General features: G+C 73.5%; 12 protein-coding genes and 1 riboswitch. Of the genes, 8 read left to right on the forward strand and 4 right to left on the reverse strand.

The genetic code is table 11. The features are described 5' to 3' along the window. Nucleotides 1–55: 55 nt before the first annotated feature. Both ACIA79_RS23695 and ACIA79_RS23700 read right to left on the reverse strand, forming a co-directional pair. A complete protein-coding gene (locus ACIA79_RS23695; protein WP_399430343.1) occupies nucleotides 56–736 on the reverse strand; it encodes a response regulator in 681 nt (226 codons plus the stop codon). After that, nucleotides 733–2,565, reverse strand: coding sequence for an ATP-binding protein (locus tag ACIA79_RS23700; RefSeq protein ID WP_399430344.1), 1,833 nt, complete (start codon nucleotides 2,563–2,565; stop codon nucleotides 733–735). The genes ACIA79_RS23695 and ACIA79_RS23700 overlap by 4 nt, the downstream gene beginning before the upstream one ends. Nucleotides 2,566–2,711: 146 nt before the next feature. On the opposite strand from ACIA79_RS23700, the gene ACIA79_RS23705 reads away from it, so the two are divergent. After that, entirely contained in the window at nucleotides 2,712–3,755 is a 1,044-nt protein-coding gene (locus ACIA79_RS23705; RefSeq protein WP_399430386.1) for a CobW family GTP-binding protein, read from the forward strand. A gap of 401 nt (nucleotides 3,756–4,156) precedes the next feature. Here ACIA79_RS23705 and ACIA79_RS23710 read toward each other — a convergent pair whose 3' ends face one another. Beyond that, on the reverse strand, nucleotides 4,157–6,610 hold the full coding sequence (locus ACIA79_RS23710; protein ID WP_399430345.1) for a DNA topoisomerase (ATP-hydrolyzing) subunit A: 2,454 nt from the start codon (nucleotides 6,608–6,610) through the stop codon (nucleotides 4,157–4,159). A 186-nt stretch (nucleotides 6,611–6,796) separates the two neighbouring features. On the opposite strand from ACIA79_RS23710, the gene ACIA79_RS23715 reads away from it, so the two are divergent. The 4 genes from ACIA79_RS23715 (at nucleotide 6,797) to ACIA79_RS23730 (ending at nucleotide 11,725) form a co-directional block, all read left to right on the forward strand. Further along, entirely contained in the window at nucleotides 6,797–8,131 is a 1,335-nt protein-coding gene (locus ACIA79_RS23715) for a M16 family metallopeptidase (protein ID WP_399430387.1), read from the forward strand. Between the two features lie 26 nt (nucleotides 8,132–8,157). After that, on the forward strand, nucleotides 8,158–9,525 hold the full coding sequence (locus tag ACIA79_RS23720) for a M16 family metallopeptidase (protein ID WP_399430388.1): 1,368 nt from the start codon (nucleotides 8,158–8,160) through the stop codon (nucleotides 9,523–9,525). Between the two features lie 228 nt (nucleotides 9,526–9,753). Continuing rightward, nucleotides 9,754–9,917, forward strand: a riboswitch (cyclic di-AMP (ydaO/yuaA leader). A gap of 13 nt (nucleotides 9,918–9,930) precedes the next feature. Next, a complete protein-coding gene (locus ACIA79_RS23725) occupies nucleotides 9,931–10,713 on the forward strand; it encodes a M23 family metallopeptidase (protein WP_399430346.1) in 783 nt (260 codons plus the stop codon). 346 nt (nucleotides 10,714–11,059) lie between these two features. Continuing rightward, a complete protein-coding gene (locus ACIA79_RS23730; RefSeq protein WP_399430347.1) occupies nucleotides 11,060–11,725 on the forward strand; it encodes a GntR family transcriptional regulator in 666 nt (221 codons plus the stop codon). A 269-nt stretch (nucleotides 11,726–11,994) separates the two neighbouring features. Here the strand turns inward: ACIA79_RS23730 and ACIA79_RS23735 are convergent, their stop codons facing one another. Continuing rightward, a complete protein-coding gene (locus ACIA79_RS23735; protein WP_399430348.1) occupies nucleotides 11,995–12,276 on the reverse strand; it encodes an HPr family phosphocarrier protein in 282 nt (93 codons plus the stop codon). A gap of 132 nt (nucleotides 12,277–12,408) precedes the next feature. On the opposite strand from ACIA79_RS23735, the gene ACIA79_RS23740 reads away from it, so the two are divergent. From ACIA79_RS23740 to ACIA79_RS23750, 3 genes are read left to right on the forward strand one after another with little or no spacing between them, the layout of a single operon-like run. Then, nucleotides 12,409–15,363 (forward strand): GNAT family N-acetyltransferase, encoded by a 2,955-nt coding sequence (locus ACIA79_RS23740; protein WP_399430349.1) that lies wholly within the window; start codon nucleotides 12,409–12,411, stop codon nucleotides 15,361–15,363. A gap of 41 nt (nucleotides 15,364–15,404) precedes the next feature. After that, nucleotides 15,405–15,989, forward strand: a complete 585-nt coding sequence (locus ACIA79_RS23745; protein ID WP_031075913.1) for a DUF5998 family protein — start codon at nucleotides 15,405–15,407, stop codon at nucleotides 15,987–15,989. Beyond that, complete coding sequence (locus ACIA79_RS23750; protein ID WP_399430350.1) at nucleotides 15,989–17,230, forward strand: alkaline phosphatase family protein; 1,242 nt, start codon at nucleotides 15,989–15,991, stop codon at nucleotides 17,228–17,230. Before ACIA79_RS23745 ends, ACIA79_RS23750 begins: the two co-directional genes overlap by 1 nt. The last annotated feature ends 63 nt before the right edge of the window (nucleotides 17,231–17,293 follow it).

The following is a 17,293-nucleotide window of genomic DNA, read 5'->3' on the forward strand; positions in this document are numbered from 1 at the left end:
GTCCCGCCTGCGCAGGGCGGCGCTTCAGGGATCCGGGCCTCGGCAGGGCCGCCCTTCAGGCGGTGGCCCAGGCGTAGCGGTGTTCCGGACGGCCTGTATCGCCGTACCTCAGCGACAGCCGCACCCGCCCCGCCCGCTCCAGCAGTTTCAGGTAGCGCTGTGCGGTCTGCCGGCTCACCCCCGCCCGTTCGGCGATCTCCTGCGCCGACAGCGGCCCGCCGGCGGCCAGCAGCACCTGCCGTACGAGCTCCGCCGTGGTCGGGGAGTGGCCCTTGGGCAGGTCCGGCGCGCCCGAGCCGACCGACAGCGCACCGAAGATCCGGTCCACCTCGGCCTGTTCCGCCTCGCCGCCGCCGTCCAGGGTGCGGCGCAGCGCGGCGTACGCCTCCAGCTTGGGGCGCAGCCCCGCGAAGTTGAACGGCTTCACCAGGTACTGCAAGGCCCCGTGACGCTGGGCGGCCTGGACGGTCGCGACGTCCCGGGCCGCCGTCACCATGATCACGTCGGTCTCGTGGCCGCGCCGCCGCAGCTCCCGCACGACCGCGAGCCCGTTGCGGTCCGGCAGGTAGTGGTCGAGCAGGACCAGGTCGAGGCCGGGCAGCTCCTCGACGCGCGCCAGGGCCTCGGCTGCCGTGTGCGCCCGCGCGGCGACCTCGAAGCCCGGCACCTTGGCCACGTACGCGGCGTTGATCTCCGCGACCCGGACGTCGTCGTCCACGACGAGGACGCGGATCACGGGGCGACCTCCGCCCCCGGTACCCCGGCCACTCCAGGCGCCTGGGCCGCCCCCGGTACCCCGGCCACTCCAGGCGCCTGGGCCGCTCCTGGCACCCCGGCCACTCCGGGGACCTCCGTTCCCGGGACGTACTCCGCCGCAGCAGGGGACCCCGCCGTGGCCCCCACCGGCGCGCGCGGCGCCGGTGGGGGCTCCGTCAGGGCCTCCGGCAGCACGACGGTGAACGCGGCGCCCCCGTCCGCGCCGTCCGTCACCCGCACGCTGCCGCCCTGCCGCTCCGCCAGCCGGCGCACCATGGCGAGTCCCAGGCCGCGCTGTCCGCCGTGCGCGGGCATGTCCTTGGTGGACCAGCCCTCGGTGAAGATCAGTTCGCGCCGCTCGGCCGGTACGCCCGGTCCGCTGTCCGTGACCCGCAGCACCGCCGTACGCCCCTCGGCACGCAGTTCGACCACCACCACGGGCTGCGCGGAACCGGCCGCGGCGTCCAGCGCGTTGTCGACCAGGTTGCCGACGACCGTGACCAGCTCGCGCGGCTCCACCAGCCGGTCCGGCAGCAGCGTGCCCGGTGCGACGCGCAGCGAGACGCCCCGCTCCGCGGCCACCGTGGCCTTGCCCACCAGCAGCGCCGCCAGCAGCGGATCGTGCACCCGCTCGGTGACCTGCTCGGCCGTCGCCCGGTGCACGCCCGCCACCTCGGTGACGAACTCCACCGCCTCCTCGTGCATCTCCAGCTCCAGAAGCCCGAGGAGTGTGTGCATCCGGTTGGCGTGCTCGTGGTCCTGGGCCCGCAGTGCGTCGATCAGCCCGCGCGTCGAGTCCAGCTCCCGCCCCAGCCGCTCCAGCTCGGTCCGGTCACGCAGCGTCGCGACGGCGCCCCCGTCGTCCGTGGGCATCCGGTTGGCGATCAGTACGCGGTGTCCGCGTACCGTCACCAGGTCCTCGCCCGTGACGCGGCCGGCCAGCACGTCCGCGGTCCGGCCCTCCCCGAGGACCTCGTCCAGCGGCTGCCCGGCCGCGTCGGGCGCCACGCCGAGCAGCCGCTGCGCCTCGTCGTTCAGCAGCCGGATCCGTCCGGCCGCGTCCAGGGCGACCACCCCTTCGCGGATGCCGTGCAGCATCGCCTCGCGTTCCGCGAGGAGCGCCGAGATGTCGGAGAAGGCGAGGTCGTGCGTACGGCGCTGGAGGCGGCGCGAGATGAGGTACGCGGCCAGCGCCCCCACGGCCAGCGCCCCGCCCGCGTACGCCAGCAGCCCGGGGATGGCCGCCAGCAGCCGGGCCCGGACGCTGTCGTACTCGATGCCGACCGACACCGCGCCGACGATGTCGCCGTCCGCCGCGCGCAGCGGGACCTTGCCGCGGGCGGAGCGGCCGAGCGTGCCGCTGTCGATCTCCATGACGTCCCGGCCCGCGAGGGCGTCGCTGGGATCGGTGGACACGACCCGGCCGATCTTGCGCGGATCGGTGTGCGACCAGCGCACACCGCGGGTGTCCATGATCACCACGTACTCGGCGCCGGTGGCCGTCCTGATCCGCTCGGCCTCCGCCTGGACGGGTCCGGTGGCGGTGGGCGGCGAGGCCAGCAGCTCGCCGGCGACCTCGGGGGAGGCCGTGGCCTCGGCGATGGCCAGGGCCCGCCGCATGGCCTGGTCGTCGAGCTGGGCGCTCAGCGGTGCCAGGAACAGACCCGTGGCGAGGACGGTGACGCCGGTCGCGATGGCCAGCTGCATCAGCAGGACCTGCGAGAACACCCGCTGCGGCCAGCCGAACCGCCGCCGCCGCGCGGGTGCGCGCAGGGCGGGAGAGGGGGTGGGGACCGGTGCCGGGCTCATCCCAGGAACCGTAAACGGCCGAGCCCCCTCGGGGAAATGCCGGACATCACGCGGGCTCCCCGGGCTGATCACCGCGCCTATCCTGGGTAGCCGTGTCCGGAGCCGTCGGCCGGAAGCCACAACCGGAAAGGTGTCCCTTGAGCAGCGTGCAGCAGATCCCCGTCGTCGTCCTCTCGGGCTTCCTCGGGTCGGGGAAGACGACCCTGCTGAACCATCTGCTGCGCAGCGCCCGGGGCACCCGCATCGGCGTGATGGTCAACGACTTCGGCTCGATCGAGATCGACGCCATGACGGTCGCCGGCCAGGTCGGCTCCACCGTCTCCCTCGGCAACGGCTGCCTGTGCTGCGCCGTCGACGCCAGTGAGCTCGACACCTACCTGGAGGCCCTCACCCGGCCCTCCGCCCACCTCGACGTCATCGTCATCGAGGCGAGCGGCCTGGCCGAGCCGCAGGAGCTGGTGCGGATGGTGCTCGCCAGCGACAACGAACGGATCGTCTACGGCGGGCTGGTCCAGGTCGTCGACGCGGCCGAGTTCGACGCCACGCGCGCCCGGCACCCCGAGACCGACCGCCACCTCGCCATCGCCGACCTCGTCGTCGTCAACAAGGCCGACCGGGTGGACCCGCAGGAGCTGCGCCGCGTGCACACCGTGGTCGCCGGCCTGGCGGAGCGGGCCGCCGTGATCGACGCCGCGTACGGCCGGGTCGATCCCGAGCTGCTCTTCGACCGGGCCGCGCGACGGGACGAGGACCGGATCGAGGGACAGCTCTCCTTCGACGACCTGCGCGAGGACGAGCACCACGCCCACCCGCACGCGGCGTACGACACGCTCTCCTTCACGGCCGAGGACCCCCTGCACCCGCGCCGTCTGCTGGACTTCCTCGACTCGCGCGCGGAGGGCCTGTACCGGATCAAGGGCTTCGTGGACTTCGGCGACGCCGACCCCGCCAACCGGTACGCGGTCCACGCGGTCGGCCGCTTCCTGCGCTTCTACCCCGAGCCCTGGCCGGCCGGGGAGCAGCGCCTCTCCCAGCTGGTGCTCATCGGCTCGGGCATCGAGCCCGACGGCCTGCGCAAGTCCCTGGACGGCTGCCGGGTGACCGGCCCGCATGACGCCCCGGAGGAGCACAGCATGTGGGGCGTCCTGCGCTTCGTCCCCGACAAGGGAGAGCCCGACGAGGTCTCTTAGGGGGTGTCTTGCCGATCACGCCGGGCTCGCGGCGCCCGGCACCGCACCTCGCCGCGTTGTCGTCGGTCGCCGACGGCCCCGTTGCCCTTCGGGCAGGGGAGGTGCCCCCACCGCGGAATTCGGGCAGCTGAGCCCGGCCGTCCTCGACCTGGCGCAGCAGATCGCGCAGCGGGCGCTTGTCGACGCTGAATGCCTCTTCCGTCAACGCGGCCATCCTTCCCCAGGGGTGCCGGACCTACCGGCAGCCGCCCGCGAGCGCCGGGGGAGGGCTGCCGATCATGACGAGGCCATCCGGCGCACCGCGCCGGTATGCGGGAATCGGCAGGACAGCGCCGTCACGCACGAAGACCTCCCGCAGTACGACGTGAGCCGCCGGCCGCAGGAGGTCCTCGATCGCCCCGTTACGACGCCGGGCCCGCCACCACCGCGACCGGCTTGGGGAGCGGTGTGCCCGAGCCGTCGCGGCGCGGGTCGGCCTCCGGCAGGTCGACCGGGGAGCCGTTCTTCTGGGCCGCCCGGGCCGGGGCGGCCCCCGCCCAGGCCAGGACCAGCATGTCCTCGCCCTTCAGGAAGCGCTGGCAGCGCACGCCGCCCGTCGCCCGGCCCTTGCGCGGGTACTGGTCGAACGGGGTCAGCTTCGCCGACGTGCCCGCCTCCGGGTCCAGCGCGCCGGACGAGCCGGCGACCGTGAACACCGCCGCGTCCGCCGCCGGGTCGACCGCGGTGAACGAGATCACCTCGGCGCCGGCCGACAGCTTGATGCCCGTCATACCGCCCGCCGGGCGGCCCTGCGGCCGCACCTGGGAGGCCGGGTAGCGCAGCAGTTGCGCGTCGGAGGTGATGAAGACCAGGTCCTCCTCGCCCGTGCGCAGCTCGGCCGCGCCCACGATCCGGTCACCCTCCTTGAGGGTGATCACCTCCAGCTCCTCCTTGTTCGCCGGGTAGTCCGGCACGACGCGCTTGACGACGCCCTGGAGGGTGCCGATCGCCAGGCCCGGGGACGCCTCGTCCAGCGTGGTCAGACAGACCACCGTCTCGTCCTTCTCCAGCGTCAGGAACTCGGAGATCTGCGCCCCGCCCGACAGGTTCGGCGCGGACGCCGTGTCCGGCAGCTGCGGCAGGTCGATCACCGACAGCCGCAGCAGGCGTCCGCCGGACGTCACCGCGCCCACCTCGCCGCGCTGGGTCGCCGGCACCGCCGAGACGATCACGTCGTGCTTGGTGCGCCGGCCGCCGCTGTCCGGGAGCGGCTCGCCGCTCGCCGTACGCGCCAGCAGACCGGTCGACGACAGCATGACCCGGCACGGGTCGTCCGCGACCTGCAGGGACACCGACTGGACCGGCGCGCCCGCCGACTCCAGCAGCACCGTGCGCCGCTCGGTGCCGAACTTCTTCGCCACCGCGGCCAGTTCCGACGACACCAGCTTGCGCAGCTCGGCGTCCGAGTCCAGGATCCGGGTCAGCTCGGCGATCTCGGCGTTCAGCCGGTCCCGCTCGCCCTCCAGCTCCAGCCGGTCGAACTTGGTGAGCCGGCGCAGCGGGGTGTCCAGGATGTACTGGGTCTGGACCTCGCTCAGCGAGAACCGCTCGATCAGCCGCTCCTTGGCCTGCGCGGAATTCTCGCTCGACCGGATCAGCCGGATCACCTCGTCGATGTCGAGGAGCGCGACGAGCAGGCCCTCGACGAGGTGCAGCCGGTCCCGCTTCTTGCCGCGCCGGAACTCGCTGCGGCGCCGCACGACGTCGAAGCGGTGGTCGAGGTAGACCTCCAGCAGCTCCTTCAGGCCCAGGGTCAGCGGCTGCCCGTCGACCAGCGCCACGTTGTTGATGCCGAAGGACTCCTCCATCGGCGTCAGCTTGTACAGCTGCTCCAGCACGGCCTCGGGGATGAAGCCGTTCTTGACCTCGATCACCAGCCGCAGGCCGTGCGCGCGGTCGGTCAGGTCCTTGACGTCGGCGATGCCCTGGAGCTTCTTCGCCGCGACCAGGTCCTTGATCTTGGCGATGACCTTCTCCGGGCCGACCGTGAAGGGCAGTTCGGTGACGACCAGGCCCTTGCGCCGGGGGGTCACGTTCTCCACGGCCACGGTGGCGCGGATCTTGAAGGTGCCGCGGCCCGTCTCGTATGCGTCCTTGATCCCGGACAGCCCCACGATCCGGCCGCCGGTCGGCAGGTCGGGCCCCGGCACGTACCGCATCAGGGTCTCCAGGTCCGCGCCCGGGTGCCTGATCAGGTGCCGGGCCGCGGCGATGACCTCGCCCAGGTTGTGCGGCGGCATGTTGGTCGCCATGCCGACCGCGATCCCGGACGCGCCGTTGACCAGAAGGTTGGGGAAGGCGGCGGGCAGCGCGACCGGCTCGCGCTCCTGCCCGTCGTAGTTCGGCGTGAAGTCGACGGTGTCCTCGTCGATCGACTCCGTCATCAGGGAGGTGGCGTCCGCCATCCGGCACTCGGTGTACCGCATGGCGGCCGGCGGGTCGTCGTTGCCGAGGGAGCCGAAGTTGCCGTGGCCGTCCACCAGCGGCAGCCGCATGGAGAAGGGCTGCGCCATACGCACCAGCGCGTCGTAGATCGAGGCGTCGCCGTGCGGGTGCAGCTTGCCCATCACCTCGCCGACGACCCGGGCGCACTTGACGAAGCCGCGTTCGGGCCGCAGGCCCATCTCGTTCATCTGGTACACGATGCGGCGGTGCACCGGCTTCATGCCGTCGCGGGCGTCGGGCAGGGCCCGGGAGTAGATCACCGAGTACGCGTACTCGAGGAAGGAGCCCTGCATTTCGTCGACGACGTCGATGTCGAGGATCCGCTCCTCGAAGTCGTCGGGCTGCGCGGTCTTCGTGCTGCGGCGGGCCATCGCGGCTGCGCTCCTTCACCAGGCAAGGGCTGATCTGACGCCGACCATTGTGGACCGTCCCACCGACAACGCCGACCGCGACCCGGAAGAGGGATGATCCGGCGGTACGGGAACTTCGCCAGGTGTCGGTCCGCTTGCATACAGTGGCAGCACTTTCCACCAGCGATCGAAGGGACGTACATGCCCATGGGTCACACGGCCACAGCCCAGGCCGGCTCCGGCGGCCTGACAGCGACCGAGCACCGCCTGGCCAACGGCCTGCGCGTGGTGCTCTCCGAGGACCACCTGACCCCGGTCGCCGCGGTGTGCCTCTGGTACGACGTCGGCTCCCGCCACGAGGTCGAGGGCCGCACCGGCCTGGCCCACCTCTTCGAGCACCTGATGTTCCAGGGCTCGGCCCAGGTGAAGGGCAACGGCCACTTCGAGCTGGTCCAGGGCGCCGGCGGCTCGCTCAACGGCACCACGAGCTTCGAGCGGACCAACTACTTCGAGACCATGCCCGCCCACCAGCTGGAGCTGGCCCTGTGGCTCGAGGCCGACCGGATGGGCTCCCTGCTCGCGGCGCTCGACGACGAGTCCATGGAGAACCAGCGGGACGTCGTCAAGAACGAGCGCCGCCAGCGGTACGACAACGTCCCGTACGGCACGGCCTTCGAGCGGCTGACCGCCCTCGCCTACCCCGAGGGCCACCCCTACCACCACACGCCGATCGGCTCCATGGCCGACCTCGACGCCGCCACCCTCGAGGACGCGCGGAACTTCTTCCGTACGTACTACGCGCCCAACAACGCCGTGCTGTCGGTCGTCGGCGACATCGACCCGGCGCAGACGCTCGCCTGGATCGAGAAGTACTTCGGCTCCATCCCTGCCCACGACGGCAAGCAGCCGCCGCGCGACGGGACCCTGCCCGACACCATCGGGGAGCAGCTGCGCCACGTCGTCGAGGAGGAGGTCCCGGCCCGCGCGCTGATGGCCGCCTACCGCCTGCCGCACGACGGCACGCGCGAGTGCGACGCCGCCGACCTGGCCCTGACCGTCCTCGGCGGCGGCGAGTCCTCCCGGCTGCACAACCGCCTGGTGCGCCGCGACCGTACGGCCGTGTCGGCCGGCTTCGGCCTGCTGCGGCTGGCCGGGGCGCCCTCGCTCGGCTGGCTGGACGTGAAGACCTCCGCCGGCGTGGACGTGCCCGACATCGAGGCCGCCGTCGACGACGAGCTGGCCCGGTTCGCCGCCGAGGGCCCCACCGCCGAGGAGATGGAGCGGGCCCAGGCCCAGCTGGAGCGGGAGTGGCTCGACCGGCTCGGCACGGTCGCGGGCCGCGCGGACGAACTGTGCCGCTACGCCGTCCTGTTCGGGGACCCGCAGCTCGCCCTCACCGCCGTCCAGCGGGTCCTGGACGTCACCGCAGAGGAGGTGCAGGCGGTCGCCAAGGCCCGGCTGCGCCCGGACAACCGGGCCGTACTGGTCTACGAGCCCGTCACCGCAGACCGCAGCGAGCAGGAAGAGGGAGCCGACCAGTGAGCGACGCCGCTGTGTCCCTGACGTCCATGGAGTTCCACCCCCGACCCCAGGCGGGCACGCCCAAGCCCTGGGCCTTCCCGGCCCCCGAGCGCGGCACCCTCGACAACGGCCTGACGGTGCTGCGCTGCCACCGTCCCGGCCAGCAGGTCGTGGCCGTCGACATCTCCCTCGCCGCTCCGCTGGAGGCCGAGCCGGAGGGCCTCGACGGAGTCGCCACGATCATGTCGCGGGCCCTGTCCGAGGGCACCGACAAGTACTCGGCGGAGGAGTTCGCCGCCGAGCTGGAGCGCTGCGGCGCCACGCTCGACGCGCACGCCGACCACCCCGGCGTCCGGGTCTCCCTGGAGGTGCCGGTCTCCCGGCTGGCCAAGGCCCTCGGACTGGTCGCCGAGGCGCTGCGCGCCCCCGCCTTCGCCGACAGCGAGGTCGAGCGCCTGGTGCGCAACCGGCTCGACGAGATCCCGCACGAGGTCGCCAACCCGGCCCGCCGCGCCGCCATGCAGCTCTCCAAGGAGCTCTTCCCGGCCACCTCGCGCATGTCCCGCCCCCGCCAGGGCACCGAGGAGACGGTGGCGCGGATCGACGCCGCGGCCGTACGGGCCTTCTACGAGGCGCACGTCCGGCCCGCCACGGCCACCGCGGTCGTCGTGGGCGACCTGACGGGCGTCGACCTCGACGCCGTGCTCGCCGACACCCTGGGCGCCTGGACGGGCGACACCGCCGCGCCCCGCCCCGTCCCGCCGGTCACCGCCGACGACACGGGCCGCGTCGTCATCGTCGACCGGCCCGGGGCCGTGCAGACGCAGCTGCTGATCGGCCGCATCGGCCCCGACCGGCACGACCGCGTGTGGCCCGCGCAGGTCCTCGGCACGTACTGCCTGGGCGGCACCCTCACCTCCCGGCTCGACCGCGTCCTGCGCGAGGAGAAGGGCTACACCTACGGCGTGCGGGCCTTCGGCCAGGTACTGCGTTCCGGCCCCGAGGGCAACGGCGCCGCGATGCTGGCCATCAGCGGATCCGTCGACACGCCCACCACGGGCCCGGCGCTGGGCGACCTGTGGCAGGTGCTGCGCACCCTCGCCGCCGAGGGTCTGACCGACGCCGAGCGCGAGACGGCCGTGCAGAACCTGGTGGGCGTCGCCCCGCTGAAGTACGAGACGGCGGCCTCCGTCGCGGGCACCCTCGCCGACCAGGTCGAGCAGCACCTCCCGGACGACTTCCAGGCGCAGTTGTACGCCCGTCTGGCCGAGACCGGGACCGTGGAGGCCACCGCCGCCGTCGTCAGCGCCTTCCCGGTGGACCGTCTCGTCACCGTGCTCGTCGGCGACGCCGCGCAGATCAAGGAGCCCGTCGAGGCGCTCGGCATCGGCGAAGTGTCCGTCGTCTCCGGCTGATTGACAGCCGGTCGGCGACCGCCGCCCGCCCGGTGCGCGGAACCCCGGTATCCGATCGGATGCCGGGGTTCCCCTGTCTCCCCGCTGTATGTCCGTTTTATTGGGGAGGTTACGTGTCTGCCCTGTGGCGTGCGCTACAAAAAAGCGTGTTCGTTTGGTGATTGAAAGATCGGCCGCTTAGCGTCTGATGCGCTGTCCGCCCGCTGTACCCGCCGCACCCGCGGCACCGGACAGCCATCGCCGAATCCCCACCGGGCGCGAGCCCGGGGAGCCGGGGACCCACGCAGTCCCTGGGGTGAATCGGACGCCTTCGCATCCGTGCGGAGGGGCCCGTAGGAGACCTTCCTGCTCCGAACCCGTCAGCTAACCCGGTAGGCGAGAAGGAAGGAAAGGACCAGCCACTTCATGGCGTTCACCCGTGCCACCGGGAAGCACCGTGCCCCGAGCCGTCTGAGCCGCAAGAGCGCCCACGCCGCCGGCGTCGCGGCCCTCGCCACCACCGGCGTGATCGGAACCCTCGCTTCCCCGGCGCTCGCCGCCGACACGGACACCCGCGCTCTCGAGGACACCGGCCTCAACCAGGCGGTCATCACCGACACGATCGCCGACCGCGTCGACGCCCAGGCCGAGGCCCAGGAGCGGGAGGCCGAGGAGGCCGCCGCCCTCGCCCAGGCCCAGGCCCAGGCGGAGGCCGAGGCCAAGCGCAAGGCGGAAGCCCGCGCCAAGGCGGCCCGTGACGCCGAGGAGCGCGCCGCCCGCGAGGCCGAGCGCAAGCGGCTCAACTCCTTCACGCTCCCGGTCGCCGGCTCGTACGTCAGCACCTCCTACGGGGCGGGCGGCGCCATGTGGTCCTCCGGCAGTCACACCGGCATCGACTTCCACGCCGCCTACGGCAGCGAGGTCGTCTCCGTGGGCCTGGGCACCGTCGTCGAGGCCGGCTGGGGCGGCGCGTACGGCAACAACGTCGTGATCCGGATGGAGGACGGCACGTACACCCAGTACGGCCACCTCTCCTCCGTCAGTGTCTCCGTGGGCCAGCGCGTCATGCCGGGCCAGCAGATAGGCATCTCCGGCTCGACCGGCAACTCCTCCGGCCCGCACCTCCACTTCGAGGCCCGCACGAGCGCCGACTACGGCTCCGACATCGACCCGGTCGCGTACCTGCGCTCCCACGGCGTCAACGTCTGACCCCGACGCCCGGGACCCCCGCCCGGGCGTCCGCCGGCCCCGGCTCGCTCCCCGCGAGCAGGGGCCTTTCGGCGTGCACGGGCCGCTCGGCGCGGCGCCGTCCGCGTCGCCTCCTGCGCGGTGCCGGCGGATCCCGGCGGATCCCGGCAGGTCTCCGGCCGACCGATGCCTGCCGATCAGAGGTGATCACCGTTGGTCCCGGCCGATCCCGGCCGATCCTGGCCAAAAGATATCCATGAATTCCGGACGGCCATCGGAAACGCAGGCCTGCTGCAATAGAGTCACTGAACACTCGTCAAAATCGTCGGCGCTCATCGTTCCGCGCGGATCCAGTCGGAGGTTCGGTATGCGCATTCCCGCGCACTCGGTATGCACGGCTATCCGCGACGACATCGTCTCCGGGGTCTTCGAGCGCGGCAGCCGGCTCACCGAGGAGCAGCTGGCACGCCGCTACGGCGTCTCCCGCGTCCCCGTCCGCGAGGCCCTGCGCACCCTGGAGTCGGAGGGCTTCGTCACCACGCGCCGCCATGTCGGGGCGTGCGTCGCCGAGCCGACCGAGCAGGAGGCGGCCGACCTGCTGGAGATCCGTGCCCTGCTGGAGCCGCTCGGCGCGGCACGCGCCGCCCAGCGGCGCACCGAGGCACACCTCAAGGTGCTGCGGGGCCTGGTCAGGCTCGGTCAGGAGCGCGCGCGCCGGGGGCGGGGCGAGGACCTGCGCTCGCTCGGCGGCTGGTTCCACGAGACCCTCGCCCAGGCCTCCGGCAGCCCCGGACTGACCGCCCTGCTGACCCAGCTGCGGCACAAGATCGCCTGGATGTACGCGGTTGAGGAGTCCGCGCGGCCGGTGGAGGAGTGGGCCGAGCACGGCGCGATCGTCGACGCCGTGGCGCGCGGCGACGCGGACCGGGCCAGGGCGCTCACCGCGCTGCACGCGGAGCGGTCCCGCGAGGCGCACCGGCTGCGTGTGAGGACTTCGCAACATCACGTAAACACGGCGAGCGCCCGCAATTAACAGCGGGGCCGTATACAAAGAAGAGCATTTCCCGCGGGCGTGGATTTTCCTGTCCAGCCCTGTCATTCACGTCCGCACAACGAAAACGGCGGAGCCGTACCGGCCCGGAATCGAATTCCATGGCGATGCGGCTCCGCCGCTCGGCGTCCGGAAACCGGGACCATACCCGGAACCGGGAACGGATCCCGGTACCGGGAACCGGTCTCGGTAACCGGGAACGGTCCCGGAAGGCCGGTCCCGGAAGGGTCCGGCCCGGAGGCCCGGAAAGGTCAGACGGTCTCGGGGAGCTCTTCGAGACCTTCGGCGACGAGCTTCGCCAGACGGTCCAGGGCGGTGTCCGCGCCCTCCGCGTCCGAAGCGAGCACGATCTCCTCGCCGCCCTGCGCGCCCAGGCCGAGCACCGCGAGCATCGAGGCGGCGTTCACCGGGTTGCCGCCGGCCTTGGCGATCGTGACGGGAACGCCGGAGGCCGTGGCGGCACGGACGAAGATGGAGGCGGGGCGGGCGTGCAGGCCCTCGGCCCAGCCGACGTTGACGCGGCGCTCAGCCATGGTGTTGCCCTTCGAGTTCAGGGGGTTGTCTAGACCACTCTCTCATGTTGTCCGGGGTGTGCGCGAACCTGATCGACGGGCCCTGTCCACAGCACCTCCGCGACCGGTGTGCCTCACCGTACGCTGGGCCCCATGCGGACCCCGTCGGATCAGCCGGACCATGCGTACCCCGACCACTGGGAGGCCGACGTCGTGCTGCGCGACGGCGGCACCGCCCGCATCAGGCCGATCACTCCCGATGACGCGGAACGCCTGGTCAGCTTCTACGAGCAGGTCTCCGACGAGTCGAAGTACTACCGGTTTTTCGCACCCTACCCCCGCCTCTCCGCCAAGGACGTGCACCGCTTCACCCACCACGACTACGTGGACCGGGTGGGCCTGGCGGCCACCGTCGGCGACGACTTCATCGCCACCGTCCGCTACGACCGGATCGACGACCGGGGGCACCCCGCGAGCGCACCCGCCGACGAGGCCGAGGTCGCCTTCCTCGTCCAGGACGCCCACCAGGGGCGCGGCGTCGCCTCCGCGCTCCTGGAGCACATCGCGGCCGTCGCGCGCGAGCGGGACATCCGGCGCTTCGCGGCCGAGGTGCTGCCCGCCAACTCCAAGATGATCAAGGTCTTCACCGACGCCGGGTACACCCAGAAGCGCAGCTTCGAGGACGGCGCCGTACGCCTCCACCTCGACCTGGAGCCCACCGACCGCTCCCTGGCCGTGCAGCGCGCCCGCGAGCAGCGCGCCGAGGCCCGGTCCGTGCAGCGGCTCCTCGCCCCCGGCTCGGTCGCCGTCATCGGCGCCGGCCGCACCCCGGGCGGGGTCGGCCGCACGGTCCTGCGCAACCTCCTCGACGCCGGGTACACCGGCCGCACCTACGCCGTGAACGGCGCCCTGCCGGAGGGCCGCAGCGAGATGGACGGTGTCCCGGCCTTCCGTTCCGTCGGCGAGATCGGCGAACCCGTCGACCTCGCGATCGTCGCCGTACCGGCCGAGCGGGTGCCGGAGGTCCTCGCCGACTGCGGCGAGCACGGTGTCCAGGGGCTGGTCGTCCTCTCCGCCGGATACGCCGAACAGGGCGCCGCGGGACGGGAGCGCCAGCGGGAACTGGTGCGCCGGGCCCGCTCGTACGGCATGCGCGTCATCGGCCCGAACGCCTTCGGCGTCATCAACACCGCGTCCGGCGTGCGGCTGAACGCGTCCCTCGCGCCGCACCCGCCGGCGCAGGGCCGCATCGGGCTGTTCACCCAGTCCGGCGCGATCGGCATCGCGCTGCTCTCCGGACTCCACCGGCGCGGCGCGGGCCTGTCGTCCTTCGTCTCCGCGGGCAACCGCGCCGATGTCTCGGGCAACGACATCCTGCAGTACTGGTACGACGACCCCGACACGGACGTCGCCCTGATGTACCTCGAATCGATCGGCAACCCGCGCAAGTTCACACGCCTCGCCCGCCGCACGGCGGCCGTCAAGCCCGTGGTCGTGGTGCAGGGCGCCCGCCACGACGGCAGCGCCCCGCCGGGCCACGCGGTGCCGGTCACCCGCATCCCGTACGCCACGGTCTCCGCCCTGCTGCGGCAGGCGGGCGTCATCCGCGTCGACACCGTCACCGAGCTCGTCGACGCGGGCCTGCTGCTCGCCGGGCAGCCGCTCCCCGCCGGGCCGCGCGTGGCGATCCTCGGCAACTCCGAGTCGCTCGGCCTGCTCACGTACGACGCGTGCCTCACCGAGGGGCTGCGGCCCCTCCGGCCGCGTGACCTGACGACCGCCGCCACGCCGCAGGACTTCCGCGCCGCGCTCTCCGAGGCCCTGCGGGACGACGCGTGCGACGCGGTCGTGGTGACCGCCATCCCCTGGGTCGGCGACAACGGGGTGACCGAGTCGGGCGACGGCGAGGTACTGGCCGCCGCCCTGCGGGCCGCATCCGCCACGGCGCCCGCGAAGCCCGTCCTGGTGGTCCATGTCGAGATGGGCGCCCTCGCCGACGCCCTGGCCGCCGCCACCAGCACGGCGCCCCCGCCCCCCGGCCCCGGAACCCCGCACCCCGCGCCCGCCGGAACCCCGCACCCCGCGTCCGCGGGAGCCGCGGACCCCGCACCCACCGCGCCCACCGGAACCCCGCACCCCGCACGCACCGGACCGGCGGCACCCGCCGCCCCCGCCCCGGCGGCACCCGCCGATTCCGCCCCGGAAGCCGGCGTCACCCCCGGCCCCCGGGAGAGCCGCATCCCCGCGTACCCCGCCGCCGAGCGGGCCGCCCGGGCGCTAGCCGAGGCCGTGCGGTACGCGCAGTGGCGGCGGCAGGCGGCCGAGCCGGGCCGCGTGCCGCACTACGAGGGCATCGACGAGGCCGGGGCGGCCGCCCAGATCGAGCGGGCGCTCGGCGAGGGCGACGGCGTGGGGGAGCGGGGCGTCACCCTCGACTCCGCCGCCACCGGCGAGCTGCTCCGCCGGTACGGCATCGACGTACGCCCCGCCCTCGCCGCTCCCACGCCCGACGCCGCCGTCCGCGCCGCCGGGCACCTCGGCTACCCCGTCGCCCTGAAGACCACCGCGCCGCACCTGCGCCACCGCCCCGACCTCGGCGGCGTACGCCTCGACCTCGCCACCGAGGAGCAGCTGCGCACCGCGTACGCCGAGCTGACCCACACGCTCGGCAAGCCCGAGGAGCTCCAGCCCGTCGTCCAGCCCATGGCGCCGCGCGGCGTGGACACCGTCGTGCGCGCCGCCCTCGACCCCGCCGTCGGCGCCGTCCTGTCGTTCGGCCTCGCCGGTGCCCCCTCCGAGCTGCTCGGCGACACCGCGCACCGGCTCGTCCCGGCCACCGAGCGGGACGTCGCCGAGCAGATCCGCTCCATCCGCACCGCGCCGCTGCTCTTCGGCTGGCGCGGCTCCGACCCCGTCGACACCTCCGCCCTGGAGGAGCTGCTCCTGCGGGTGTCCCGGCTGGTCGACGACCACCCCGAGATCGTCGCCATCGGCCTGGAACCGGTGGTCGTCGCCCCGCGTGGCCTGTCCGTCCTCGGCGCCACCGTCCGCCTCGCCCCGCCCCCCGCCCGCACCGACCTCGGGCCACGACGGCTCCCCAGCTACTGAGGGGGACGGGCCGGGCCGACCGGCCCCGTAGGATGGAGCCCATGGCGAAGACCGGTACGACGACCCAGGGGCTGCGCGCGGCGATCGAGCGCAGCGGCTACTACCCGGCCCTCGTGGCCGAGGCGGTGGAGGCCGCCGTCGGCGGCGAGTCGATCGCCTCGTACCTGGTCCACCAGGAGACCACCTTCGACAACAACGAGGTGCGCCGCCACGTCACCGTCCTGGTGCTGACCTCCACCCGCTTCATCGTCAGCCACACCGACGAGCAGAACGCCGACACCAGCTCCCCGACGCCGTACGCGACCACCTCCACCGAGTCCGTCAAGCTCGGCCGGATCTCGTCCGTCGTCCTGAGCCGGGTCGTCGCCAACCCCGAGTCCTACACCCCGGGCACCCTGCCCCGCGAGGTCGTGCTGAACATCGGCTGGGGCGCCGTCTCCCGCATCGACCTGGAGCCCGCCGCCTGCGGCGACCCGAACTGCGAGGCCGACCACGGCTACACCGGCAACTCCACCGCCGACGACCTGAGCCTGCGGGTCAGCGAGGCCGGTGACGGTCCCGAGACGGTCCGCCAGGCCCTCGCGTTCGCGCAGGCCCTGTCCGAAGCCACCGCGGCCACCCGCTGATGGGGCAGCCCACGACCACGGCCTCCGCCTGGCCCGACGATCCGGCACCGCGCCCGGGCTCCGCGGCCTGGGAGCACCCCACCGCGCTCGCCGTCGACAGCGCGCCCGTGCCCGAGTACGGCTCCGGCTCCCTCGCCGACCTGCTGCCGACCCTCGCCGCCGCCCAGGGCGTACCGGGCTGCGAGCACCGCATCGCCGAGCTGGCCCCGGCCGACCGGAACTGCGTGTTCCTGATCGACGGGCTGGGCTGGGAGCAGATCAAGGCCCACCCGGACGAGGCGCCGTACCTCACCTCGCTGCTCGCGGGCTCACGCGGCGGCACCGGCCGGCCCCTGACCGCGGGGTTCCCCGCCACCACCGCGACCTCGCTCGCCTCCGTCGGTACGGGCCTGCCGCCCGGCGCGCACGGACTGGCCGGCTACACCGTGCGCGACCCCGCCACCGGCGAGCTGATGAACCAGCTGCGCTGGCGGCCCTGGACCCCGCCGCACGTCTGGCAGCCGTACCCGACGGTCTTCCAGCTCGCCGACGCCGCGGGTGTCCACACCGCCCAGGTCTCCTCCCCGGCCTTCCAGGACACTCCGCTGACGAAGATCGCGCTGAGCGGCGGAACCTTTCACGGCCGGCTCTCGGGCGACGAGCGCATGGACCTCGCCGCCGAGCAGCTCGCCGCCGGCGACCGGGCGCTGGTGTACACGTACTACAGCGAGCTCGACGGCAGCGGCCACCGCCACGGCATCGACTCCGACTCCTGGCGCGGACAGCTCATGTGCGTCGACCGGCTCGTCCAGCGGCTGGCCGAGCAGCTGCCTCAGCGCTCCGCGCTGTACGTGACCGCCGACCACGGCATGGTCGACATCCCGTTCGACGAGCAGTCCCGGATCGACTTCGACGAGGACTGGGAGCTGCGCGCCGGAGTCGCCCTGCTGGGCGGCGAGGGCCGGGCCCGCCACGTCTACGCCGTCCCGGGCGCCCAGTCCGACGTGCTGGCCTGCTGGCGCGAGGTGCTCGGTGAGCAGTTCTGGGTGGCGAGCCGCGAGGAGGCGATCGCGGCGGGCTGGTTCGGGCCCGCGATCGACGAGCGGGTGCACGGCCGGATCGGCGACGTCGTCGCCGCCGCGCACGACGACGTCGTGATCACAGCGTCCGTCAACGAGCCGCACGAGTCCGCCATGGCCGGCATGCACGGCTCGATGACCCCGGCCGAGCAGCTCGTCCCGCTCCTCGAAGTACGCTCCTGAACCGCGGCCACACCCCGCACACCCCGGCAGCGCCCGGCAACCCCGGTCATCCCCTTCCCACCT

The organism is Streptomyces sp. NPDC051310, assembly GCF_044455245.1.
Taxonomy (GTDB): domain Bacteria; phylum Actinomycetota; class Actinomycetes; order Streptomycetales; family Streptomycetaceae; genus Streptomyces.

What these genes read in the sequence shown, in the direction of transcription:
- ACIA79_RS23700 (WP_399430344.1), bottom strand. Translation starts at nt 2,565, where the DNA reads ATGAGCCCGGCACCGGTCCCCACCCCCTCTCCCGCCCTGCGCGCACCC.
- ACIA79_RS23710 (WP_399430345.1), bottom strand. Translation starts at nt 6,610, where the DNA reads ATGGCCCGCCGCAGCACGAAGACCGCGCAGCCCGACGACTTCGAGGAG.
- ACIA79_RS23715 (WP_399430387.1), top strand. Translation starts at nt 6,797, where the DNA reads ATGGGTCACACGGCCACAGCCCAGGCCGGCTCCGGCGGCCTGACAGCG.
- ACIA79_RS23720 (WP_399430388.1), top strand. Translation starts at nt 8,158, where the DNA reads ATGGAGTTCCACCCCCGACCCCAGGCGGGCACGCCCAAGCCCTGGGCC.
- ACIA79_RS23725 (WP_399430346.1), top strand. Translation starts at nt 9,931, where the DNA reads ATGGCGTTCACCCGTGCCACCGGGAAGCACCGTGCCCCGAGCCGTCTG.
- ACIA79_RS23730 (WP_399430347.1), top strand. Translation starts at nt 11,060, where the DNA reads ATGCGCATTCCCGCGCACTCGGTATGCACGGCTATCCGCGACGACATC.
- ACIA79_RS23735 (WP_399430348.1), bottom strand. Translation starts at nt 12,276, where the DNA reads ATGGCTGAGCGCCGCGTCAACGTCGGCTGGGCCGAGGGCCTGCACGCC.
- ACIA79_RS23740 (WP_399430349.1), top strand. Translation starts at nt 12,409, where the DNA reads ATGCGGACCCCGTCGGATCAGCCGGACCATGCGTACCCCGACCACTGG.
- ACIA79_RS23745 (WP_031075913.1), top strand. Translation starts at nt 15,405, where the DNA reads ATGGCGAAGACCGGTACGACGACCCAGGGGCTGCGCGCGGCGATCGAG.
- ACIA79_RS23750 (WP_399430350.1), top strand. Translation starts at nt 15,989, where the DNA reads ATGGGGCAGCCCACGACCACGGCCTCCGCCTGGCCCGACGATCCGGCA.